This is a genomic window from Pseudoxanthomonas mexicana (assembly GCF_001556105.1).
In the GTDB taxonomy this organism is placed as follows: Bacteria; Pseudomonadota; Gammaproteobacteria; order Xanthomonadales; family Xanthomonadaceae; genus Pseudoxanthomonas_A; species Pseudoxanthomonas_A mexicana_A.
This window is the reverse complement of the sequence record NZ_LSIF01000108.1, coordinates 1-22602: the sequence shown is the minus strand read 5'-3', so window position 1 is coordinate 22602 and position 22602 is coordinate 1. Positions and strand designations below refer to the sequence as shown.

Annotated in this window: 20 protein-coding genes and 8 tRNA genes; 5 read left to right on the top strand and 23 right to left on the bottom strand. The window is 65.4% G+C overall.

The annotated features are described in order from the left end of the window. Nucleotides 1-6: 6 nt before the first annotated feature. The 3 genes from moaA to AX730_RS18125 are packed head-to-tail and all read right to left on the bottom strand — an operon-like array spanning nucleotide 7 to nucleotide 2520. Nucleotides 7-1020, bottom strand: coding sequence for a GTP 3',8-cyclase MoaA (gene moaA, locus AX730_RS18135; RefSeq protein WP_062358601.1), 1014 nt, complete (start codon nucleotides 1018-1020; stop codon nucleotides 7-9). Continuing rightward, entirely contained in the window at nucleotides 1017-1769 is a 753-nt protein-coding gene (locus tag AX730_RS18130) for an MBL fold metallo-hydrolase (RefSeq protein ID WP_062358599.1), read from the bottom strand. Before AX730_RS18130 ends, moaA begins: the two co-directional genes overlap by 4 nt. Nucleotide 1770: 1 nt before the next feature. Continuing rightward, on the bottom strand, nucleotides 1771-2520 hold the full coding sequence (locus AX730_RS18125) for a 3-deoxy-D-manno-octulosonic acid kinase (RefSeq protein ID WP_062358597.1): 750 nt from the start codon (nucleotides 2518-2520) through the stop codon (nucleotides 1771-1773). 28 nt (nucleotides 2521-2548) lie between these two features. Between AX730_RS18125 and AX730_RS18120 the strand changes: the two genes are divergently transcribed. Next, complete coding sequence (locus AX730_RS18120; RefSeq protein ID WP_062358640.1) at nucleotides 2549-3586, top strand: glycosyltransferase family 9 protein; 1038 nt, start codon at nucleotides 2549-2551, stop codon at nucleotides 3584-3586. Nucleotides 3587-3596: 10 nt separating this feature from the next. Here the strand turns inward: AX730_RS18120 and AX730_RS18115 are convergent, their stop codons facing one another. Further along, complete coding sequence (locus AX730_RS18115) at nucleotides 3597-4004, bottom strand: DUF6165 family protein (RefSeq protein ID WP_062358595.1); 408 nt, start codon at nucleotides 4002-4004, stop codon at nucleotides 3597-3599. Nucleotides 4005-4120: 116 nt separating this feature from the next. Beyond that, a tRNA-Ser gene (locus tag AX730_RS18110) sits at nucleotides 4121-4211 on the bottom strand. Between the two features lie 218 nt (nucleotides 4212-4429). On the opposite strand from AX730_RS18110, the gene AX730_RS18105 reads away from it, so the two are divergent. After that, nucleotides 4430-5134 carry a PP2C family protein-serine/threonine phosphatase gene (locus tag AX730_RS18105; RefSeq protein ID WP_062358593.1) on the top strand — a complete coding sequence of 235 codons (705 nt, stop codon included), beginning with the start codon at nucleotides 4430-4432 and terminating at the stop codon, nucleotides 5132-5134. Between the two features lie 15 nt (nucleotides 5135-5149). On the opposite strand, the gene dnaQ is transcribed toward AX730_RS18105, so the two are convergent. The 4 genes from dnaQ to AX730_RS19445 are packed head-to-tail and all read right to left on the bottom strand — an operon-like array spanning nucleotide 5150 to nucleotide 7309. Next, a complete protein-coding gene (dnaQ, locus tag AX730_RS18100; protein ID WP_062358592.1) occupies nucleotides 5150-5878 on the bottom strand; it encodes a DNA polymerase III subunit epsilon in 729 nt (242 codons plus the stop codon). After that, nucleotides 5878-6438 carry a GNAT family N-acetyltransferase gene (locus AX730_RS18095; protein WP_232310298.1) on the bottom strand — a complete coding sequence of 187 codons (561 nt, stop codon included), beginning with the start codon at nucleotides 6436-6438 and terminating at the stop codon, nucleotides 5878-5880. The genes dnaQ and AX730_RS18095 overlap by 1 nt, the downstream gene beginning before the upstream one ends. Continuing rightward, the gene (rnhA, locus tag AX730_RS18090) at nucleotides 6435-6884 is read right to left on the bottom strand and encodes a ribonuclease HI (RefSeq protein WP_062358636.1); all 450 of its coding nucleotides are present in this window, start codon (nucleotides 6882-6884) and stop codon (nucleotides 6435-6437) included. The genes AX730_RS18095 and rnhA overlap by 4 nt, the downstream gene beginning before the upstream one ends. Nucleotides 6885-6904: 20 nt before the next feature. After that, the gene (locus AX730_RS19445; RefSeq protein ID WP_232310297.1) at nucleotides 6905-7309 is read right to left on the bottom strand and encodes a methyltransferase domain-containing protein; all 405 of its coding nucleotides are present in this window, start codon (nucleotides 7307-7309) and stop codon (nucleotides 6905-6907) included. 319 nt (nucleotides 7310-7628) lie between these two features. On the opposite strand from AX730_RS19445, the gene gloB reads away from it, so the two are divergent. Then, nucleotides 7629-8408, top strand: a complete 780-nt coding sequence (gene gloB / locus AX730_RS18080; RefSeq protein ID WP_062358589.1) for a hydroxyacylglutathione hydrolase — start codon at nucleotides 7629-7631, stop codon at nucleotides 8406-8408. After that, nucleotides 8405-9586, top strand: coding sequence for a lytic transglycosylase domain-containing protein (locus AX730_RS18075; protein WP_062358587.1), 1182 nt, complete (start codon nucleotides 8405-8407; stop codon nucleotides 9584-9586). The genes gloB and AX730_RS18075 overlap by 4 nt, the downstream gene beginning before the upstream one ends. A gap of 73 nt (nucleotides 9587-9659) precedes the next feature. On the opposite strand, the gene AX730_RS18070 is transcribed toward AX730_RS18075, so the two are convergent. From AX730_RS18070 to AX730_RS18010, 13 genes are all read right to left on the bottom strand, one after another. Then, nucleotides 9660-11636, bottom strand: a complete 1977-nt coding sequence (locus AX730_RS18070) for a SurA N-terminal domain-containing protein (RefSeq protein WP_062358585.1) — start codon at nucleotides 11634-11636, stop codon at nucleotides 9660-9662. A 170-nt stretch (nucleotides 11637-11806) separates the two neighbouring features. Beyond that, nucleotides 11807-11883: transfer RNA gene (locus tag AX730_RS18065), tRNA-Asp, on the bottom strand. Between the two features lie 81 nt (nucleotides 11884-11964). Then, nucleotides 11965-12039: transfer RNA gene (locus AX730_RS18060), tRNA-Val, on the bottom strand. A gap of 34 nt (nucleotides 12040-12073) precedes the next feature. Further along, complete coding sequence (locus AX730_RS18055) at nucleotides 12074-12379, bottom strand: HU family DNA-binding protein (protein ID WP_310163298.1); 306 nt, start codon at nucleotides 12377-12379, stop codon at nucleotides 12074-12076. A gap of 184 nt (nucleotides 12380-12563) precedes the next feature. Further along, nucleotides 12564-15026 carry an endopeptidase La gene (gene lon / locus AX730_RS18050; RefSeq protein ID WP_062358583.1) on the bottom strand — a complete coding sequence of 821 codons (2463 nt, stop codon included), beginning with the start codon at nucleotides 15024-15026 and terminating at the stop codon, nucleotides 12564-12566. A 181-nt stretch (nucleotides 15027-15207) separates the two neighbouring features. Continuing rightward, complete coding sequence (clpX, locus tag AX730_RS18045) at nucleotides 15208-16491, bottom strand: ATP-dependent Clp protease ATP-binding subunit ClpX (RefSeq protein WP_062358582.1); 1284 nt, start codon at nucleotides 16489-16491, stop codon at nucleotides 15208-15210. 128 nt (nucleotides 16492-16619) lie between these two features. After that, nucleotides 16620-17246 carry an ATP-dependent Clp endopeptidase proteolytic subunit ClpP gene (gene clpP / locus AX730_RS18040; protein ID WP_062358581.1) on the bottom strand — a complete coding sequence of 209 codons (627 nt, stop codon included), beginning with the start codon at nucleotides 17244-17246 and terminating at the stop codon, nucleotides 16620-16622. A gap of 75 nt (nucleotides 17247-17321) precedes the next feature. Continuing rightward, nucleotides 17322-18614 carry a trigger factor gene (gene tig / locus AX730_RS18035; RefSeq protein ID WP_062358580.1) on the bottom strand — a complete coding sequence of 431 codons (1293 nt, stop codon included), beginning with the start codon at nucleotides 18612-18614 and terminating at the stop codon, nucleotides 17322-17324. A 208-nt stretch (nucleotides 18615-18822) separates the two neighbouring features. Then, nucleotides 18823-18908, bottom strand: a tRNA-Leu gene (locus AX730_RS18030). Nucleotides 18909-18987: 79 nt separating this feature from the next. Continuing rightward, nucleotides 18988-19063, bottom strand: a tRNA-Lys gene (locus tag AX730_RS18025). A gap of 74 nt (nucleotides 19064-19137) precedes the next feature. Then, a tRNA-His gene (locus tag AX730_RS18020) sits at nucleotides 19138-19214 on the bottom strand. Between the two features lie 38 nt (nucleotides 19215-19252). Continuing rightward, nucleotides 19253-19329: transfer RNA gene (locus tag AX730_RS18015), tRNA-Arg, on the bottom strand. A gap of 58 nt (nucleotides 19330-19387) precedes the next feature. Continuing rightward, nucleotides 19388-19464: transfer RNA gene (locus AX730_RS18010), tRNA-Pro, on the bottom strand. A gap of 148 nt (nucleotides 19465-19612) precedes the next feature. Between AX730_RS18010 and AX730_RS18005 the strand changes: the two genes are divergently transcribed. After that, complete coding sequence (locus AX730_RS18005) at nucleotides 19613-20377, top strand: Bax inhibitor-1/YccA family protein (protein ID WP_310160879.1); 765 nt, start codon at nucleotides 19613-19615, stop codon at nucleotides 20375-20377. Nucleotides 20378-20481: 104 nt separating this feature from the next. Here AX730_RS18005 and AX730_RS19240 read toward each other — a convergent pair. Then, nucleotides 20482-22602: porin family protein (locus AX730_RS19240; RefSeq protein WP_475277095.1), on the bottom strand; the 2121-nt coding region annotated here is incomplete at its 5' end.

Sequence of the window (22602 nt, the reverse complement as noted above, 5' to 3'; positions counted from 1 at the left end):
CGGCGGTCAACCGCCGATAAGATACATCTCGACGCGTCGCCGGTCCCGCACTTCCGGCAGGCCGCGCAGTTCGCTGTAGCGATCGTCGCGCGCGGCCCACAGCCCGGCGACGTGCTCAGCCAGCGCATCTTCGCCCGACGCCAGCGCGGTGCGCAGGTCGGTGCCGTCCGCGGCGAACAGGCAGGTGAAGAGGCGCCCATCCGCGGAAACGCGCGCGCGATGGCAATCGCCGCAGAACGGGGTACTGACGGAACTGACGAAGCCGATTTCCCCGCCACCGTCGTCGAAACCGTAACGCTCGGCCACTTCACCGCGGTAATCCGCCTGCAGCGGATGCAGCGGCCAGCGGCTTCCGATCATGTCGCGCAGCGACGACGACGGCACCATGCGGTCACGACGCCAGTCGTTGCTGTCGCCCACGTCCATGAATTCGATGAAGCGGACCACGTGCCCGGTGCCACGGAAGTGCTCGACCAGCGGCAATACCTGGTCCTCGTTGACACCCCGCTGCACGACGGCGTTGATCTTCAAGCGGCTGAAGCCCGCCGCGACGGCGGCATCGATGCCGGCCAGCACGGTGCCCACCTGTCCGCGTCGTCCCGACATGTCCGTGAACACCCGTGGATCCAGCGCGTCCAGGCTCACGGTGATGCGTCGCAGGCCGGCGTCATGCAGTGCCCGCGCCTGCTGCGCGAGCAGCACGCCGTTGGTGGTCAGCGCGATATCGTCGAGGCCAGGGATGCCTGCCAGCCGATGGACCAGGTCGGGCAGGCGCTTGCGCAACAGCGGCTCGCCGCCGGTCAGCCGCAGCTTGCGCGTGCCGAGTCTGACGAACACGCGGACAAGGGTATCGATCTCATCGAACGACAGCCGCTGCGAGGCATCGGTGCCATAGTCCTCGGGCACGCGGTCGGCGGGCATGCAATAGCCGCAACGGAAGTTGCAGGCATCGATGACCGACAGGCGGAGGTCGTGCAGCGGCCGCCCCAGCCGATCCAGCGGCAGCAGCGAGGCATTCACGGCAGCAGGATGGGTTGTGGATCGGCAAGGGCGAGGCCATCCCCCGCCGCCGCCACGCGATAGCCGCGCGCGCGCAGGCTCTCGCCATCCTGCGCACTGGCGTAGTGATAGAGCACGCACCGGGCGAGCAACGCCGCCGGGTACTCGCGCTGCAGGTCGTCGATGCCACTGTGCGAGGGATTACCGTGCAGGGCGCAGTCGTGGGCGATCACCTCGCCGGCATCGGCATGACGCGCGAGCATTTCAGGAATCGGTCGCGTATCGCCGGTCCACACCACGCTGCCGCGCAGGCGCAGGCCGAAGGCCGTGTCGGGCCAGTGGTGGCGCACCGGGAATACCTCAAGACGCTGCCCGTCATGCCAGAACGCATCGCCCACCGGGATCAGCTGGAACGCGTCCCAGAAATTCGCCCCGCCCTCCGCCAGCACGTTCGGATAGCTGGCGATGCGCTGGTGCAGCAGCGGCACCAACGGCGCCGGCACATACAGACGCACCTTGCCGCGTCGCGCTTCATCGAAATAGCTGGCCACGAACAGGCGCTCCATGCCGGCGACATGATCCAGGTGCAGGTGGGTGATGAAGACGGCATCGGGCATGCCGTCGTAACGGGCCTCGTACGCGGTCAGCCCTTCACCACCACAGTCGATCGTCAGCCACGGCGCACCATTCCGTTCCAGCGTCGCCATCGCCGACCCCAGCTCGACGGCACCGGCATTGCCCACGCCCAGGAATCGCAACGTCCAGCCCATGTCAGTAGCCCCGCGACCAAGCGTGGTCGTAGGCACGGCGCAAGTGGGCGAAATCGTGTCCCACCGCCTCTTCGCTGCGTGCGCCGCGCAACTTGAGCAGGGAGCGCCTCAACCGCGCCAGGTTCTGCTCGCGCCAGGCAGTCGCCGGGATACGCAGCCGGCCCCGATCGAAATCGATCAACCAGCCATGCCCGCTGCCATCGAAAAGCACGTTCTGCGCGTTGAGGTCGGCATGGTCCAGGCCCGCGCGATGGAAGCGGGCCACCAACCGGCCCGTGCTTTCCCATGGCGCGTGGCCCTCGGCCTGCTGGGCGACGTCGGCCAGCGTACGCACGTCCAGCAGCCGCTCCATCAGGATGGAGGCGCGGTAGAACATGCCGTCTCGCACGTAGCTCGCCGCGACCGGCCGCGGTACCGGCAAGCCACGCGCCAGCAGCGCACGCATCAACCGGAACTCGGCGAAACTGCGGGTCTTGTCGGGCCCATGCCAGAGGTAGCGGTCCTGGCTGAAGCGCGCCGCCAGGCCGCCACGTCGATAATGGCGCAGCACGCACTGGCTGGAGGGCGCGTCGATGAACCAGGCGCTGCCACGTCCGCCGCTGTCGACCGGACGGGCGCGCTCACCCCACTTCTCCGGCAGGAACCACTCGGGATCCACTTGCCGCAGGTGTTTGCGGTCGAACAGAATCGCACCGTATCCGCTGCCTTCGCGGAACGGCGTCAGGGATTCCGAGGCGTCAAAACCGACCATCCAGCGAGTCTAGCAACACTTGTCCACGATTCCCCCCTCATTGTGCCTGCTGCGCTTGTCCGCCCTCGGCGACGTGACCCATGTCGTGCCGCTGGTGCGCACACTGCAACGCCATTGGCCGCAACTTCGCCTGCACTGGGTGATCGACAAGGGCGGCTTCAAGCTGCTTGAAGGTCTCCCTGGCGTGACCTTCCACACGTACGACAAGAAGACCGGGCTGGCCGGCATGCGCGCATTGCGCCGCGAACTGCCCGCCGGCCGTTTCGATGCACTCCTGCAGATGCAGGTGGCCCTGCGGGCCAACCTGCTGTCGGCCTTCATCCCCGCCCGGCGGCGGATCGGCTACGACCGCAGCCGCTCGAAGGACCTGCACGGACTGGTGATCAACGAACGCATTCCCGACCGCCCCGGCATCCATGTGCTGGACGCGATGGGCAGCTTCTGCGAACCGCTGGGGTTGAAGCAGACTTCGGTCGTGTGGGACCTGCCGGTGCCTGCCGACGCGCATGCGTGGGCGGCGGCGCAATGGCCCGAGGATGGAAAGCGCACGCTGGTGATTTCGCCCTGCTCCAGCCATGTCCGCCGCAACTGGTTTGCCGACCGCTACGCGGCGGTCGCCGACCACGCCGCGGCACAGGGGTGGCGCATCGTGCTGTGCGGGGGGCGTAGCGATCTGGAGCGACAGACCGCCGACGCGATCGGCGCCACCATGCGCGCACCGGTGCTGGACCTGGTCGGCAAGGACACGCTGAAGCAACTGCCTGCGCTGCTGGCGCGTGCCGACCTGGTGATGACGCCGGACTCGGGCCCCATGCACATCGCCAACGCCATGGGCAGCGCGGTGCTCGGCCTGCACGCGGCCAGCAATCCACACCGCAGCGGCCCCTACTCCAGCGTGCGCTACTGCGTGGACCGCTATGACGACGCCGCGCGCCGCTACAAGGGAAAGCCGTCAGCCGACCTGACGTGGGGCACCAAGATCGAACACGACGGCGTGATGGACCTGATCACGGTGGACGACGGCATCGCCGCCTTCGAGCGGCGCCGGAACGATCTGGGCGCGTGAATCCGGATCGTCAGGCTGCGCCGGCGGCGCGGTAGTCCTGGTAGGACTTCTCTTCCACGTAGCTGGAGCCCAGCGCCAGGTTGATGGCCTTCTTGATGCGGGCGCGCTCGTCGTTCTCCACATACACGCTGCGGGCCAGGCGGACGAAGTCGTCGTCGAACGCCTGTGCCTTCTCCTTCAATCGCACGTCATCCTCGATGACCCACAGGCGCTCGTTGACCGCCTTCAGCTGGACGCGCAGCTCGACGATGTCGTGACCGGCCACCGGATGCGCCATCCAGCTGGTCTCCAGCGCGGACAGCTCATCGCGCACATGGGCCAGCTTGGCGGGATCGCTCATCCGCTCTGACTTGATCTGCAGGATGGCGATCTTGTCCAGCAACTCACCGAAGGACACGGGGACGAGGATCTCGGACATGAGGGGCTCCGGCGAAAGACGGTCATTCTAGGCGCTGCCACCGCAACGGGCACCCGCAGCACGCACGGCGTGACGCCGGAAACGCAAAAGCCCCCTTGCGGGGGCCTTCTTGCAACTGGCGGAGAGGGAGGGATTCGAACCCTCGATACGCTATTAACGTATGCCTGATTTCGAGTCAGGTACATTCAACCACTCTGCCACCTCTCCGGTGGCCCCGGGCTTCCCCGGGGCGTGAATGATACGTGGCGGACCGCATCCGGACAAGCGCAGGACACCGAGGGCGACCGTTCGCCGCCTCACATGCCCTCCACGTCGATGAACTCCGACGGGTGCGATGGCGACCTCAGCCTTGTCCGATGTCCTGTTCGACCGGATCATTGCGTATGAGCGGATAGGAAAACGCCGTCCGCACAGAACAGGGCACCATGATCGAATTCGGCCACATCTCCCACGTCGGCCTCAGGCGCGAGCTGAACGAAGACACCTACTATGGCGACAGCGAGCTGGGCCTGTGGCTGGTGGCCGATGGCATGGGCGGCCACGCCTGCGGCGAGGTGGCGAGCGCGCTGGCACGCGAAACGATCGTGCGGGAGATCCGCGACGGCACCCCGCTCGCCCAGGCGATCCGGATCGCCGATGAGGAAATCATCCGTACCTCCCGCCGCCGCAACGACACGCTGCCGATGGGCACCACCGTCGTGGCTGCCCGCATCCAGGGCAACCGCTTCGAAGTAGCGTGGGTCGGCGACAGCCGCGCCTACCTGTGGCGCGAAGGCCATCTTGCCCAGCTGAGCCAGGACCACAGCTACGTGCAGGAACTGATCGCCCAAGGTGCCCTGACCAACGAACAGGCACGCACGCACCCGCACCGCAACGTCGTCACCCAGGCGCTGGGGGTCACCGACCCCAACCACCTCAATGTGGAAACGATGACCGGCGAGCTGCGTCCCGGCATGCAACTGCTGCTGTGCAGCGACGGCCTGACCGAGGAAGTGGACGATCCCAGCATCGCCGCCACGCTGAAGCACGACGACTGCAGCGCGCAGGAATGCGTGGACACGCTGATCGCGGCGGCGCTGGACGGCGGCGGTTCGGACAACGTCACCGCCATCCTGGTGCGCTGCCACTGATTCAGCTGGAGTCGGTCAACCGGCCTCGAACACCGGCGGGTCCCACAGGCAGCGGCCACCCGCCTTCTTCCTCAATGTCGCAAGCCGGGCCTCATGCGCCGCGAGTTCGTCCACGGACGCGCTCACTCTCGGGCGCGCGCCCACGGCCGACGGGTCGAACTGGTGGGCCATCGCCGCCGGCGCGCCGGACGTTGCGTCCTCCGTCCCGCCGAAGCCGATCTCGCGCTGGCCCGCCGTGAGGTAGAGGTAGACCTCGCACAGCAACTGGGCATCCAGCAGCGCGCCGTGAAGCTGACGGTGGGTGTTGTCGACCCCCAGGCGCTTGCACAGCGCATCCAGCGAGTTGCGCTGGCCGGGGAAGCGTTGCCGCGCCAGCAACAGCGAATCCTCGACCGTGACCCGGTCGGCCAGGCGGCCGTAGGGCTCGCCAAGCCGCGACAATTCGTAGTCGAGGAAGCCCACGTCGAACGCCGCGTTGTGGATGACCAGTTCCGCGCCATCGATGAAGGCCAGGAATTCGTCGGCGATCGCGGCAAACAACGGTTTGTCGGACAGGAATTCCAGGCTGAGGCCGGTGACCTCGGCCGCACCCTGCTCGAATTCGCGCTGGGGATTGATGTACTGGTGGTAGGTGCGCCCGGTCGGCCGGCGCTCCAGCAGCTCCACGCAGCCGATTTCGACCACGCGATTGCCCTTTTTCCACTCCAGGCCGGTGGTTTCGGTATCGAGGATGATCTGGCGCATCAGGCGGCGGCTTCCGTGGACAGGTGCAGGTGGAACAGGTCGAGCGGGTGCGCGACGTGCGGCAACACGATCATTTTGTCGAATTCGAATCCCAGTTTCTGCAACAGGCCGATCGAGGGCGCGTTATCCGGATTGACGATGGCACGCAGGCAGGTGATGCCAAGCCGGTCGCTGGCGTCGGCGATGACGGCCTGCGCCGCTTCGTGCGCGAAGCCATGGCCGGCGTGCCCCGGCAGCAGCGCATAGCCCAGGTCAGGACCGTCCAACCCTTCGCGGCGGACCAGTCCGCAGTTGCCGATCAGCGCACCGGTGTCGGTGCGCTCGATCGCATACATGCCAAAACCATGTTCTGCATAGCTTCGCAGCGCGCCGTTGCGGAGGTAGTCGCGCGCCTGTTCCAGCGTGCGCACGCCGCGGTCGGCGATGTGGCGAATGAAGGCAGGGTCGTTGAGCAGTTCCAACATCAGCGCCACGTCGGCATCATCGCGATCCGACATCGCATGCAGGCGCAGGCGTGCCGTCTCCGCAACGACCTGGCCAGGCGACACCAGTGCAATCACGCCACCGCCCCGTTGCGGAACCGCACGGCCGCGTTGCGGGCCAGCACATCCACACGCTCGTTGTCGGGGTCGCCGTTGTGGCCCTTGACCCACTTCCAGTCGATGCGATGGCGGCCGGTGGCCGCATGCAGGCGCTCCCAGAGATCGCGGTTCTTGACGGGATCGCCGCCGGCGGTCTTCCAGCCGCGTCGCACCCAGCCCGGCATCCACTCGGTGATGCCCTGGCGGACGTACTGCGAATCGATGTGCAGCGTGACCTCGCAGCCTTCGGTCAGCGCTTCCAGTGCCGCGATGGCCGCCATCAGTTCCATGCGGTTGTTGGTGGTCTGTGCCTCTCCGCCGACCACTTCGCGCTCCTTTTCGCCATAGCGCAGGAGGGCCGCCCAGCCACCGGGGCCCGGATTGCCGAGGCAGGAGCCGTCGGTATGGATGCTGATCTGTTTCATGGATGCTCGTGGTTGCAACGTCAGGCGGCGGGCGCGGTGCGCCACGCTCGCCTCACGGGTGAGGGGGGAATGAAGCCCGCGACGCGCTTCTCTGCTTCGATCAGACGCGCGGCGCGGAAGGGCGCAGGCCCGTGACCGGGCGCGGCGGGCACGCCTCGCCAGACCGGCCCGTAATGCAGGACATGCTCGGCCGCCACCAGACCGGCGGCCGCCAGTTGCAGGCGCCACTGCGCCAATGCCCGTGGTGCCAACCCGGCGCCGCGCCAACGCAGACGGTAAGGACTGCACGGATTCAGCACGAACAGCCACAGGCGGCCCCCGGGCTCAAGCACCCGGGCACATTCCTGCAGCAGGGGCTGCGGGTCCCCCGCATCCAGCACGTGCTGCAACACGATCACGCCCATGGCCTCGGTGGGCAGTGGCAAGGGCAGTCCGCACCGCACCTGTCCCGCCAGATGGTGGGACGCGGCGGTTGCCCGCAGCCGAAGCCCCCGTGTCGCTGGGACACCAGCCGTTTGCGGGGGGGCGGCCCCGTCCGGCGATACCCACAGCCATGGTTGCGGGGTGCGGCTGGTGAGCGCCTGGCTGATACGGGCATGCTCGGAGGCGAGGATCGGTCCACCGCGGTCGGACCCGAACCACGCCAGGGCATCGGGTTGACGGGTAAACGCGAACGCAGGCATGTTCGGATTGTAGAGGACGCCGCACCCGGGCGTCCGCCCCCCGCCCGGAGCCCTTTCCCCGATGCGTCTGCTCGCCCTGCCTGCGTTCGAGGACAACTACATCTGGGCGCTGGTCGACGACGATGGCGACGCCTTGGTCATCGACCCCGGCGACGCGGCGCCCGTGCTGGCGGCCACGGGCAACGGCCTGTGGCCCGCCGCCGTCCTGATCACCCATCATCACGCCGATCATGCGGGCGGTGTCGCCGCGCTGCGCGCGCGATGGCCGACGCTGCCGGTATTCGCGCCCGAGGACGAACGGATTCCCGATGCGAGCCACCGCGTGGGCGATGGCGACGTGGTACAGGTGAAACACTGGCAGCTCTCGGTGCTCGCCGTCCCGGGACACACGCGCAGCCACATCGCGTTCCACGGCGGCAGTGCGGAGGGGCCGCAGCACCTGTTCTGCGGGGATACGTTGTTCAGCCTCGGCTGCGGACGCCTGTTCGAAGGCACCCCCGCGCAGATGCTGGCGTCGCTGGAACGCCTGGCCGCATTGCCGGCCTCGTCGCTGGTCTGCTGCGGCCATGAGTACACGCTGGCCAACGGCGCGTTCGCCAACGCCGTCGATCCGCACAATGCCGCCTTGCGTGAACGCATCGAGGAGGCCCGTGCCATGTGCCAGGCCGGTCGACCCACCCTGCCCGTCACGCTCTCCAGCGAGAGGCTGACCAACCCCTTCCTGAGGGTGGACAGCGAGGCCGTGCGTGCCGCCGTGACCCATCGCCTCGGCCGACCGCCTGTCGACCGGGTGGAGACCTTCGCCACCCTGCGGCAATGGAAGAACGATTTCCGCGCATGAACCGATACCACCGATTGTTCCTCGCCCTCGTGGCGACGGGTTTGGCTCTGGTGCCGCATGAGACGCTCGCCGCCGACCCGCCGGTGCCGGCGGCGACACCGGCCGTGCCGCCCGCACCGCCTCTCGATCCCACCACCCTGCCCGCCAGCCACCAGCGGAGCGGTCTGGAAATCTACCAGCGCTTCCGCGATGGACTCGCCGACCCGGAGTGCGACAGCGAAGCGACCAACGGCCGCTGGAAGAAGCATTTCAGCCACGCACCCGGCCAACTCGCACGTGCCGAGGACGACGTGCTGCCCCTGTTCGGTTATGTGGTGGATGCCTTGCGCGAGGCGCACCTGCCCACGGAATTCGCCCTGATTCCGTTCGTCGAGAGCGGCTACAAACCGGGCGCGCGCAATCCCCAGGGGCCAGCAGGGCTGTGGCAGTTCATCGGCATCACTGCGCGCAACCACGGCATCCCGATGCGCGAGGGTTATGACGGCCGGCTGTCTCCCGTGGATTCCACCCAGGCGGCCGTCCGCTACCTGAAGACGCTGCATGGCATGTTCGGCGGCGACTGGCGCCTGGCGGTGATGGCCTACAACGCCGGCGAATACCGCGTCCTGCAATCGATGCGTCGTGCTGGCATGAACGCCCGCAATGCGCGGCCGGCAGAACTCCCGGGCTTGTCCGGCATCACGTATGCCTACGTGGAGAAGCTGCACGCGCTCGCCTGCATCTTCCAGCAGGCCGATGATCGCGATGCCTGGCTCCGGCAGATGGATAGACCCGTGCCGCGCCTTGCGGCGCATGTCCTGCCCGGCGACGCCACGCTCGACGCTTGGGCCAAGGTACAGCAGCAACCGGCTGCACCACTCAGGCGCCTCAACCCCGTGCTGGCCGGCCGCTTCAGCCGCGCAGGCAAGCCGATCCGCCTGTTGGCACCGAGCGCGGGTACTGACGATGTTGTCGAATCACCGCAGGCCACCGCCAAGCCATCGCCGGCGACGCCGAACGCGGACGGCGACGCCGCCACGGCGGCGCGCACGCATACCGTCAAAAGCGGAGAGTCCGCATGGACGATTGCACGTCGCTACGGGATCTCGCCGGCGCGCCTGCTGCAGATCAATGGCCTGCAGGGGAATGCGGTACTGCGTCCTGGCATGAAGCTCGAACTGGTCGACAAGGCCGACTGAGCATCGCTCGCAACCGCCACAAACAGGAATCCCGCCTTGCGGCGGGATTCCGATTGAAGCCGAGACGCTAGCGTCAGAGCCGCTCTTCGAAGACCTTTACCTTGAAGCGCTTGCGCATTGCATCCACATACGCCTGCGTCGCGATACCGCCATTGAGCTGCACCAACTGCTGCTGCATGGTCGCCCGCTCTTCGGCGGGCATGTCCGCGATCGCGCCGTCGACCACCTTGTTGACGATGAAGATGGCGTAGGCGCCATCGCCCAACGCCACCTTGCCGGCGATGACCTTGCCTTCCGCAGGACGGCCTGCCGCGAATATGGCCTCGTTGGCCTCCGCCGTCGGCATCGGCATGCCACGGCGCAGGCCAGGCAATTCATTGAAGCGCAATCCGTCTGCGGTGGAGATCGCGGCCAGCGACTCGCCCTTCTGCACGCGAGCGATCAGTGCATCCGCCGCGGCCAGCGCGACCTTTTCCTGCCGGTCCGCACGGATCGCCAGCACCACGGCGTCGCGCGCCTTGTCGAGCGGCAGCGCCTGCTCGGGCGTGTGCTGGGACACGCGGATGACGACGCTGTGATTCGGCGCCACCTCGATCGGATCGCTGATCGTGCCGTCCTGCACCAGCGTGTCGGAGAACGCCGCGCGCAACACCGCCGGCACCATCGCGATGCCTTGCGGCTGGTCACGCGAAAATGGACCGATCTTCTGCAGCGGCAAGCCCGTCGCTTCTGCGGCCGGCGCCAACGCGGTGGGGTTCTTCAGTGTTTCGTTGACGACACGGCCGGCCAGTTCATTGAACGCGCGATCGCGCTCGCCGCTGGCCTCTTCATTCGCCAGCTCGCCACGCACTTCCTCGAAGCTGCGACCCGTACCGGCATTGATCTGCTTAAGCAGCAGCACGTGGTAGCCGAAATCGCTCTTGACCGGGCCACGGATCTCGCCTGCCTGCATGGCGAAAGCGGCATCCTCGAACGGCTTGACCATCGAACCATCCTTGGCGAATGCCGGCAACTCGCCACCGGCGTCCTTCGAACCCGGATCCTCCGAATTCGCACGCGCCAGCGCGGCGAAGTCGGCACCCTCGCGCGCCTGCTTGGCCAGCGCGGCAGCCTTCTCTTCGGCCTTCTTCTGCGTGGCCGCATCGGCGCCCGCATCGGCGGCGATCAGGATGTGCGCGACGACACGCTGTTCCGGCGACATGAAGCGCGATTTCTCCGCCTCGTATCGCTTGCGCAGCGCGGCTTCATCGGCCGCTGCCGTAACCGGCAACGTCGCGCCGTTGATCTCCAGATACTCCAGTGAAACGCGCTCGGGCTGCTTGAAGTCGTTCTTGTGCCCGTCGTACCAGGCCTTGACCTGCGCGTCGCTGACCGGTGCCGTGTCCACGGCCACCGGCGGCAACAGCGCGATACCGATGTCACGCGTCTCGCCCAGCAGCTTCCACATGCGCGCTTGCTCGTTGTCGGTGACGAAATCGGATTCACCGATCGCCTGCGGCAGCAACATCATCCGCAGGCGGTCGCGCTGCTGTTCCTCGAACTGCAGCGGCGAGATCGCCGGCACCTGTGACGACAGCAGCAGTTGGTACTGCTCGGGACTGAACTTGCCATCGACCTGGAATGCCGGCTCGCCCAGGATCATCTTCTGCACGGCAGCGTCACCCACGACGATACCCGCGCGCTTGGCACCCAGCGCCAGCACCTTCTGGTCGATCAACTGATCCAGGACCTTGCGCTTGTTGTCGGCACTCTCGAAATCACGCGGATCGAATGCCTCGCCCAGCGCCTGGCGCTGTTGCTGGCGGGCCTGCTCGAACGCCACGCGGAAGTCCTCCTGGGTAACCTCTTCGCGCTGCCACAGCGTGGACACCGGCCACCACTGCGGCGCGGATTCCCACCAGGTCGGCGGCGCCTCGACGAGCGCCACGTCACTGGCGGTGCCGCCGGTCACGTACTCGTTCACGCCGACGAAGGCGAACGGGATGATCAGCAGACCCAGGATCAGGCTGGCGATCCAGCCGGAGGTTTTGTCGCGGAGTTTCTGCAGCATGTGTGCACGAGGCTCGAAATCTTTCAGCCGCGAAGTTTAGCGCGCCACGACAACGGCGTCTCGCCGCCCGGCGGTTTCGGCACACCCACACGTCGATTCCTGCCCGACCATCGACCATCGCTGGAAAGACACAGCAGAAAGCCCGCTTTCGCGGGCTTTCTGGGTGTAAATGGCGGAGTGGACGGGACTCGAACCCGCGACCTCCGGCGTGACAGGCCAGCATTCTAACCGACTGAACTACCACTCCGCTGAGACGAACATTGTAAGACGATTTGCGCGCTTTCCGCTAGACCATCCAACAAAATTTTTAACTTACATCGCCCCGATGTGGTGGGTGCTGAGGGTTTCGAACCCCCGACCCTCTCCGTGTAAGGGAGACGCTCTACCGCTGAGCTAAGCACCCGGGTGACCGCACCCTGCCATCGGCAGCGAGTCGATTAGTTTACGGCATCCTTCAGGGCTTTGCCAGCCTTGAACGCAGGGTTCTGGGAGGCCTTGATCTTGATGGTGTCGCCGGTCTTCGGGTTGCGGCCGGTGCGGGCAGCGCGCTTGCGGACCTGGAAAGTGCCGAAGCCGACCAGCGTCACGGTGTCGCCCTTCTTGAGGGCCTTCGTGATGCTGGAGATGACGGCGTCGACAGCGCGGCCGGCTTCGGCCTTGGACACTTCAGCTTCGTCGGCGACGGCATCGATCAATTCGGTTTTGTTCATTGAGTAACTCCCTGTGCGGCACAACCGCGGAATGAGTGACCGGAACCTCGGGCTTCGCTTGCCTCACGGAAACCGGTTGTTGTGTCCACGCGCATCGAGACACTGCCTCGTGCATGCGGATGACGCCGTTATACCAGCGCAAAAAAAGCCACGCAAGCCGAAAACCCTGTAATGACGCGGGTTTCAGGGCGATGACACGCATCGCCATTCACTTCACTCAATGCTTCACACCGGGCTGCTGAGACCCTTTGGCGCGCTCTTTCTTCGTCGCCGGCACCGCGCGTTCACCCCCGCCACTGCCCGTCGCTGGCACGGGCGCGAGCGGGCGTTCCAGCGCGAGATCCAGGACCTCGTCGATCCATTTCACCGGCACGATCTTCATGCCCTCGGTGACGTTGGAGGGAATGTCAGCCAAGTCCTTCTTGTTCTCATCGGGAATGATGACCGTGGTGATGCCGCCACGCAGCGCCGCCAGCAGTTTTTCCTTCAGGCCACCGATCGCAGTGACGCGGCCGCGCAGCGTGATTTCACCCGTCATGGCGACATCCGAACGCACGGGATTCCTGGTGAGCGCCGACACCAGCGCCGTCGCCATCGCGATGCCGGCACTGGGGCCGTCCTTCGGCGTCGCGCCATCCGGCACATGCAGGTGCACGTCCTGCTTCTGCAGGAATTCCGCGTCCACGCCCAGGCTGACCGCACGGCTGCGCACGACGGACAGCGCGGCGGAACCGGATTCCTTCATCACGTCACCCAGCTGGCCGGTCAACAGCATGCCGCCCTTGCCGGGCACCAGCGCGACTTCGATCTGCAGGAGATCGCCACCGACTTCCGTCCATGCCAGACCGGTGACGAGTCCGATCTCGTTCTGCTCCTCCGCACGTCCAAAGTCGTAGCGGCGCACGCCGGCGTATTTTTCCAGATTCTTGGAACTGACCTGCATCGTGGCGGACCTGGAACCCTTCTTCTGGGCCAGCGCCTTGGCGCCGCCCAGCGCGATCTCCTTCACCACCTTGCGGCAGATCTTGGCGATTTCGCGCTCCAGGTTGCGTACGCCGGACTCGCGGGTGTAATAGCGAACGAGGTCGCCGATCGCGCTCTCCGCGATCTTGAGCTCATCGACCTTCAGCCCATTGGCCTTGAGCTGCTTCGGCACGAGATAGCGCTGTGCGATGTTGACCTTCTCGTCCTCGGTGTACCCCGGGATACGGATGACTTCCATACGGTCCAACAGCGGACCGGGAATGTTCAACGAATTCGAGGTGGCGACGAACATCACCTCGGACAGGTCGAGGTCGACTTCGAGATAATGGTCGTTGAAGGCGTTGTTCTGCTCCGGATCGAGCACTTCGAGCAAGGCCGACGACGGATCGCCGCGGAAATCCATCGACATCTTGTCGATCTCGTCCAGCACGAACAGCGGATTCTTGCTGCCTGTCTTGTTGAGGTTCTGCACGATGCGGCCGGGCATCGAACCGACGTACGTCCGCCGGTGCCCGCGGATCTCGGCCTCATCACGCACGCCGCCGAGCGACATGCGCACGAACTTGCGATTGGTCGCCTTGGCAATGCTCTGACCCAGCGACGTCTTGCCGACGCCCGGTGGCCCCACGAGGCACAGGATCGGGCCACGCAGCTTCTTCACACGCGACTGGACCGCGAGGTATTCGAGAATGCGCTCCTTCACCTTCTCCAGGCCGTAGTGATCGGCGTCCAGCGTGTCTTGCGCGACCTTCAGATCCTTACGCACCCTGCTGCGCTTGTTCCAAGGGACACCCAGCAGCCAGTCCAGGTAGTTGCGGACGACGGCAGCCTCCGCCGACATCGGCGACATCTGCTTGAGCTTGTTGAGTTCGTTGCGCGCCTTGGTTTCGACGGACTTGGGCATGCCGGCTTCGGCAATCTTGCGCGCCAGCTCTTCCAACTCGTTGGGCGCCTCGTCCAGCTCACCCAGCTCCTTCTGGATGGCCTTCATCTGTTCGTTGAGATAGTACTCGCGCTGGCTTTTCTCCATCTGCGACTTCACTCGGCCGCGAATGCGCTTCTCCAACTGCTGCACGTCGATCTCGCCGTCAACGAATCCGACCAGCAGTTCGAGCCGCTCACCGACCTCAATGGTCTCGAGCAAGCGCTGCTTGTCGCTCAGGCGCGCGCCGAGGTGCGCGGCGATGGTGTCGGCCAACCGGCTGGGCTCGTCGATGCCGGCAAGCGTCTGCAGCAGTTCGGGGGGAAGCTTCCGATTGGTCTTCACGTACTGCTCGAACAGGCTCATCAGCGAACGCGCCACGGCCTCGATTTCGCGCGCCTCGCGGCCATCGGTCGAATCGATCTCTTCGCCCTGTCCGTAAAGCGAACCATCACGCTCGACCACGTTGGACACGCTGACGCGCGCGGTGCCCTCGACCAATACCTTGATCGTGCCGTCCGGCAGTTTCAGCAGCTGCAGCACCTGCGCCAGCGTACCGACGGTGTACATGTCAGCCGCCACGGGATCGTCGGTCTCGGCGGACTTCTGCGCCAGCAGGATGATGCGTTTGTCGGCTTCCATCGCCTGTTCCAGCGCACGCATGGATTTGTCACGCCCCACGAACAGCGGGATGACCATATGCGGGAACACCACCACGTCGCGTAGCGGAAGCACCGGCAGGTCGAGGATTTCAGTCTGGGGACGGCGGGGCATGGGGGCTCCAGCGAAGGTAAAAATACGGGGTGCGCAAGCACCAATGGGCCCGTTATGGGGCCATCGCGCCAGGGATGCAAGAGCGTCGCCAAAACCTCGACGGAGTCGGTCACTTGCGGGCGAACTCCTGAAACTGAACAGGCGCCACGAGGGCGCCTGTCAGATGAAACCTGCGGCCGGATCACTCCGCTGAAGCGACCTTCGGTGCCGGCGGATTCTGGTAGATCAGATACGGCTCCGACTTGTGCTCGATGACCGATTCGTCGACCACCACCTTGCTGACGTTTTCCAGCGAAGGCAGCTCATACATGGTGTCCAGCAGCACCGACTCGACGATGGTGCGCAGGCCGCGTGCGCCGGTCTTGCGCTTGAGCGCCTTGCGGGCGATCGCCGACAGCGCATCCGGGCGGAACTCGATCTCCACGCCCTCCATCTCGAACAGCTTCTTGAACTGCTTGGTGATGGCGTTCTTCGGCTCGGTCAGGATCTTGACCAACGCGGTCTCGTCCAGTTCCTCCAGCGTGGCGACCACCGGCAAGCGGCCGACGAACTCGGGAATCAGGCCGAACTTGATCAGGTCTTCGGGCTCGACTTCCGATAGTACTTTGCCGATTTCCGGCTTCTTCTCGGAACTCTTCACCTTCGCACCGAAACCGATGCCGCTGGCCTCGGTGCTACGTTGCTGGATGATCTTGTCCAGGCCGGCGAATGCGCCGCCGCAGATGAACAGGATGTTCTTGGTGTCGACCTGCAGGAATTCCTGCTGCGGATGCTTGCGACCGCCCTGCGGCGGCACGCTGGCGACGGTACCTTCGATCAGCTTCAGCAGCGCCTGCTGCACGCCTTCGCCGGACACGTCGCGGGTGATCGAGGGGTTTTCGCTCTTGCGCGAGATCTTGTCGATCTCGTCGATGTAGACGATGCCCTGCTGCGCCTTGTCGACGTCGTAGTCGCACTTCTGCAGCAGCTTCTGGATGATGTTCTCCACGTCCTCGCCCACGTAACCGGCCTCGGTCAGCGTGGTGGCATCGGCGATGGTGAACGGCACGTTGAGCAGGCGCGCCAACGTCTCGGCGAGCAGCGTTTTGCCCGAACCGGTCGGGCCTGCGAGCAGGATGTTCGACTTGGCCAGTTCGACCTCGTCGTTCTTGCTGCGGCTCTCGATGCGCTTGTAATGGTTGTAGACCGCGACTGCCAGCGTCCGCTTGGCGCGGTTCTGGCCGATCACGTACTGGTCCAGGACCTCGAGGATCTCGCGCGGCTTGGGCAGGTGGCTGCGGGCGGACTGCGCCTTCTCTTCCAGCTCTTCGCGGATGATGTCGTTGCACAGCTCGACGCATTCATCGCAGATGAACACGCTCGGGCCCGCGATCAGCTTGCGGACCTCGTGCTGGCTCTTGCCGCAGAACGAGCAGTACAGGATTTTGGTGCTGTCGCCGGAACGGCCCTGACGATCTTCGCTCATGCTGGTATTACTCGGTCGCTCAACCTGCCCGGGGGGGCTTGCGGTCGGAGAATAGCACACGGCCCCGGCGTGTCAGCCGGGTCCGTGAACAGGGGGATTTGCGCCTTAAAAGCGGGCAATCGGGGCGATCAGGCCGACTGGATGGAATCGTCCGGGCGACGCTCGAGCACCTGGTCGACCAGGCCGTAGGCCTGCGAATCCGCTGCGCTCTTGAAGTTGTCTCGCTCGGTATCGCGCTCGATGGTTTCCAGCGACTGGCCCGTGTGGTGGGACAGGATGGCGTTCAGCTTCGCGCGCAGCGTCAGGATCTCGCGGGCGTGGATGTCGATGTCCGTGGCCTGACCTTGGAAGCCGCCCAGCGGCTGATGGATCATCACGCGCGAGTTCGGCAGCGCATAGCGTTTGCCCTTCGCACCGGCCGCCAGCAGCAGCGCGCCCATGCTGGCCGCCTGGCCCACGCAGATCGTGCTCACGTCCGGCTTGATGTACTGCATGGTGTCGTAGATGGCCATGCCGGCCGTCACCACGCCACCGGGCGAGTTGATGTACAGGCTGATGTCCTTCTCGGGGTTTTCGGCCTCGAGGAACAGCATCTGCGCCACGATGACGTTCGCCACGTGGTCATCCACGCCGCCGACCAGGAAGATCACGCGTTCCTTCAGCAGACGGGAATAGATGTCGTAGGCGCGCTCGCCGCGGCTGGTCTGTTCGACCACCATCGGCACCAGGTTGAGGGCTTGGGTTTGAATGCTCATCGGTTCTCGCGCCTGTCGTTCGTGGGAAGGTCCGGCCTAGGATAGCCGGACCTTCTGCCCGGGCGGGCGCCCGGCTCAGTTGCGGATGGCTTCCTGGAAGGAAAGCGCCTGCTCGGTGTGCTGGGCGCGCTCGGCGATCCAGTCGATCACCTGCTCTTCCATCACACGACCCTGCAGACTGTTCATCAACTGGGGGTCGTTGCGGTACAACTCAATGACCTGCTCCGGCTCTTCGTAGGTCGAGGCGATCAGGCGCAGCGTCTCGTTCAGGCGCTTCGGGTCCAGGCGCAGCTGGTTGCGGCGGGCGACCTCACCGACCAGCAGGCCGACGAGCACGCGCTTGCGGGCAGCGTCGGCGAAACCTTCATGCGCATTGTCGGGGATCTGCACCTGCTGGCCCTGGCGGCGCGCCTGCTCGGCGGCCTGCTGGACCATCACGCGGGCCTCGTTCTCGACCAGGCGCGGCGGCATCTCGACGTGGGCGTAGGCGGCAATCAGCTGCTCGCCCACTTCACGGCGCAGACGGGTCATCAGCGCGCCCTTCAGCTCGCGCTCGAGGTTGCTGCGGATATCCGAGCGGAACTGCTCGGCGTCGCCGCTCTTCACGCCGAAGCTGCGGATGAACTCGCGATCGACCTCGGGCAGCACCGACTCGGCCACGTCGGTGACCTTGACGTGTACGTCGACCTGGCGGCCCGCCAGCTGCGGCACACGCCAGTCAGCCGGGAACGTCACCGTCACCGTCTTCTCGTCGCCCTTCGCCAAGCCGATAAGGGCCTGTTCGATCTCGCCGAACATGACGCCCGAGCCGATCAGGGTGGCGCCCTTCTCGATGCCTTCAGCGGGCATACGTTCGTCACCCGCCTGCGACCAGGTTTCCAGGGCGACGCGATCACCATCCTTCGCACCGCGCTCGACGACCTGGAAGGTGCGGCGCTGCATGCGCAGGTTGTCGATCATCTGGTCGATGTCGGCATCGGCCACCTCCGCCGTGTGGCGGATGACGTTGAGCTTGGCAACGTCGACATCACCGAAGTCGGGCACCACCTCGAACATCGCCACGAAATCCAGCTCGCCCTCGCCCTGCTTCTCGATGCGCGGGTTGCCGGCCAACTGCAGGTCCTGCTCGCGCACCGCATTGTTGAAAGTTTCCCGCAGCAGGCCGTCGAGGGCCTCGGCGCGAACCTGTTCGCCGAAGCGCTGCTCGATGACCTTGGCCGGTACCTTGCCGGGGCGGAAGCCCTTGATGCGCGCGGTACGCGACAACTCGCGCAGGCGGCCGCCGATGTGGGTGTCCAGACGCTCCGCCGGCAGGCTGAAGCTCATGCGGCGCTCGAGGTTGCCGACCGATTCGACCGAAACTTGCATACTCACTGACTCCTGCGGCCACGGCACTGCCGGGGCGATGTTGATAATCCGGGGCGCCTGGGACACGGCCATAAGGCCCATCCTGGCGGAACTTGCTAGTTTCGCCGATTCCGCAGCAGGCTGCCAGCGGGCAGAGGAGATCAGGATTCCGACGGACGCCATCAGGGGCCGGTTTGCGGCATCGACGCGACCGGTGTCGCCGTCGGCATGGTGCGAAAGGAGGGACTCGAACCCTCACGGGGGTTACCCGCTGGAACCTAAATCCAGTGCGTCTACCAATTCCGCCACTTTCGCAGGTCGCCGCATTGTACCCATCGCCCTGCCTGACCCGGCAAGAAAAAAGCGCCCGGGATGACCGGGCGCTTTTCGGCTTTGGTGGGCTGTCAAGGATTCGAACCTTGGACCTATTGATTAAGAGTCAACTGCTCTACCAACTGAGCTAACAGCCCCGAAAAACTGGGCGCGTAGTGTACCCGCATCCCTTGCTTGTTACAAACCCCGCGAAGCGGAATTCCTGCATCAATGGGGTGGAAGACGGGATTTGAACCCGCGACCCCCGGAATCACAATCCGGTGCTCTAACCAACTGAGCTACATCCACCACTGAAACCCGCTGTTCCTGCCCAAGTTCGCCACGAGTGGCGCGCCCGACAGGACTCGAACCTGTAACCGCCGGCTTAGAAGGCCGGTGCTCTATCCGGTTGAGCTACGGGCGCTCTGTCCGGATTGTCGCATCCCCGCCCTGCCGGAACACACTCTGGCGGTGCATCAGACTGGTCGGGGTAGAGGGATTCGAACCCCCGACCCTCTGCTCCCAAAGCAGATGCGCTACCAGACTGCGCTATACCCCGACGAGGGTCCCGGCGTGGCGTCTGGACGCCAACGAGGTCGCGTATTGTCGGAATCCACGGCCCAGCTGTCAAACGAAACGTGATCGACCGCCGCCTGCGATATGCTCGCACGCTGGGGACAGACGTCCGGCAACCACATGAGGGAACCATGATGCGCAGCGGCAATCCGGCACTGAAGGAATCGACCTTCCTCGACCTTGGCAGCGGGACGGTGGTCTCGCGCGACGGCGAGGCGATGACACTGAACGGCACCATCAACAAAACCGGCATCCTCTTGTTGCTGACGGTACTGACCGCCGCGTTCTCCTGGAACCAGGCGCTGGGGCCGGACGGCCTGCCTGCTCCCGGCTTTGCGGTCTACATGTGGGGCGGCGCCATCGGCGGTCTGGTGCTGGCGCTGATCACCGTCTTCAAGAAGACCTGGTCGCCCGTTACCGCACCGCTGTATGCACTGGTCGAAGGCTTTTTCCTGGGCGCGATCTCGGCGGTCTATAACGCAAAGTCCGATGGCATCGTGATGCAGGCGGTGATGTTGACCTTCGGCATCCTGTTCGCGCTGCTGTTCGCCTATCGCAGTGGGCTGATCAAGGCCACGGAGAACTTCAAGCTGGGCGTGGTCGCCGCCACCGGCGGCATCGCGCTGGTCTACCTGGCGACCATCGCGCTCGGCTTCTTCGGCATCAAGATCCCCCTGATCCACGAATCCGGCCTGGTCGGCATCGGCTTCAGCCTGTTCGTCGTGGTCATCGCCTCGCTGAACCTGGTGCTGGATTTCGACTTCATCGAAACCGGCGTCGAACAGGGCGCACCGAAGTACATGGAGTGGTACGGCGCGTTCGGGCTGATGGTCACGCTGGTGTGGCTGTATCTGGAACTGCTGCGCCTGCTGTCGAAGCTGCAGTCGCGCGACTGACAAACAGCGCCGATCGCTACGGAAAAGGTCGGGAACCACCAAGGAAAAAGCGGGCCATCGCCCGCTTTTTCCTTTTTCAGTGATGGTGCCGACCGTTCGAGCGATCAGTACCTACCGGTCATGTTGACGAACCAGCCCCGGTGGTCGTAATCGAAGTCGGTCATGTCGTCGCTGAAGCGCGTGAAGTTGTAGCCGGCACCAAGGCGGAAATGCGCGTTGAGGTCCCGATCCACGCCCGCAAGGAAGCCGTGCCGTGCGCCGCCGTCCTTCACGTCGACCCAGCGGTACTCGCCCAGCGCGTGCCACTTCGTTCGCAGTTCGTAGCGCGCCTGCACCGCGGCGAACGTGGTGGCCGAGTCGAGCCACACGCCCGTGCCCCGCCCCATGCGCACCTCGCCTTCACGGCGGATCAGCTTGCCGGCGAACTCCCAGTGCTGGTCGTGCTTGTACACACCTTCCAGCGACACGATCTGCGAACGCTGGTCGTACTTGGCACCACCCAGCTGCCCCATGCTCGCCAGGTCGTACAGGTACGTGTAACGGCCGAACACGCCCCAGCGCTGGCTGTTCCATGGGCGATAGGCGAAACCCACGTTGCTCTCGATGAACTTGGCGCCTTGCTGCGGATTGAGCTTGTCGTCGGTGTCGGCGTAGTTGAGGCGGGCCGCGATGCGCCAACTGTCGCTGAAGCGATGGGTCAGGCGCGTAGTGCTGACCCACTGCTCGCGCTGCTCCGCGCCGGTGTCCTCGCGCCACTCGATCTTGCTCTGCCAGTCGGTCTCCGCCGAGGTGTGCCCACCCGACACGCTGATCGCGCGGCGATCCACCACGCTGCCGGACTCGGCATTTTCCAGCTTCCCTTCCGACAGCGTGAAACCCGTGTTCCAGCCCCGGGCCGGGTAGAAATCCAGACCGAAGGTGTGCGCAAGCCCGGAGTCGTTCCGTTGTTTCAGGAACTGGCTTTCGTTGAACACGTTGACCTGGCTGGACAGCCGCCACCGCTGTCCCAGCGTCCAGCCGTTCTGCGCCCGCGGATTGAACAGCGAGTCGTATCCGATCGTGTCGGTCGACTGGGTGTAGCCTCCATAGTACGAATGCTCGGGCGTAGCGCGATATTCGGCATTGACGCTCGCTGCATTGCCGCGGTCACCGTCAGTCACCTCGGCGCCTACCGAGGATTTGTTGCCGAACAGGTGCTTGGTACCCAGGGTGTAGGCATTGTTGTCGGCGTACCGGCCGCCATCATCGTCCACGGTGAGCTGGGCAACGCCGTACAGTTCCCATGCGCTGCCGATGCGGTACTGGTACTTCATCGCCGCGAGCGTGCCCACGGCGTCCAGGTAGCTGCTGTTTTCGTTCACGCGGCGCACTTCAAGGCCCAGCGTGCCTGCTTCGCTGGTTCGCCACTCCAGGGTCGCTTGCGCCTGCACCAGCGTGTCCGCGCCGCGTTCGGAGCGGGTGTAGCGGCTGTACAGGCGAATGTTCTGGTTGAGCTGACCTGACAGCTCGGCGCCGTACTCGGTCACCGGACGGCCGGTGTCGTAGCGGGAAATGGAATATCCCGCATCCGTGCGACGCCACCAGCCTCCCGCGCTCCAGTCCTGCTCGGTCCAGCCCAGTTCCTTGAAATTGGCGCGGGCCTCCAGCGAGGTCGCATCGCCCTTCCGGTTCAACGCGGTGGTGTTCTGCTGGATGAAGCTCAGGCCGCCGTTGTTGGAGAAGAACACCGGCGCGCCGAACGATTCGGTCTGTGCGTACTCGGCCTTGATGTAGGTGCCCTTGCCGGCTTGCAGCGTCAGGTCGCCACCCTTGAGCGTGTAGTCCTCGCCCGCACGGTTCTCCTGCACGTAGGTGGCGCCCACCCCGACGTGATCGCCGAACCAGTGCTTGCCGCGCAGGCCAACCGTCAGTTCATCGGCGCCAAAACCGGAAGGCACCCATTCGTAATCCACCAGCAAGCGCTGCTCGAAACCGTCCAGCGGCGTATCTCGGGTCAGCGTGGGATTGTTGTCACGACTGATCTGCGCCAGCGGCCGGGTCAACAGGATACGGCCCTGCAACTCGTCGATCTCGTAATCGGCTCCACGCTGCAGCACCACACGGTTTTCCGTGCGGCCGGTGGTGCGGCTGCGCGTCTCCAGCGTCACCACGTCCGATCCCGGCAACAGGTCGGTGTGCCGCAGGTAGTACAGGCTGCCACCGGTGCCGATGAACTCGCTGTGGCC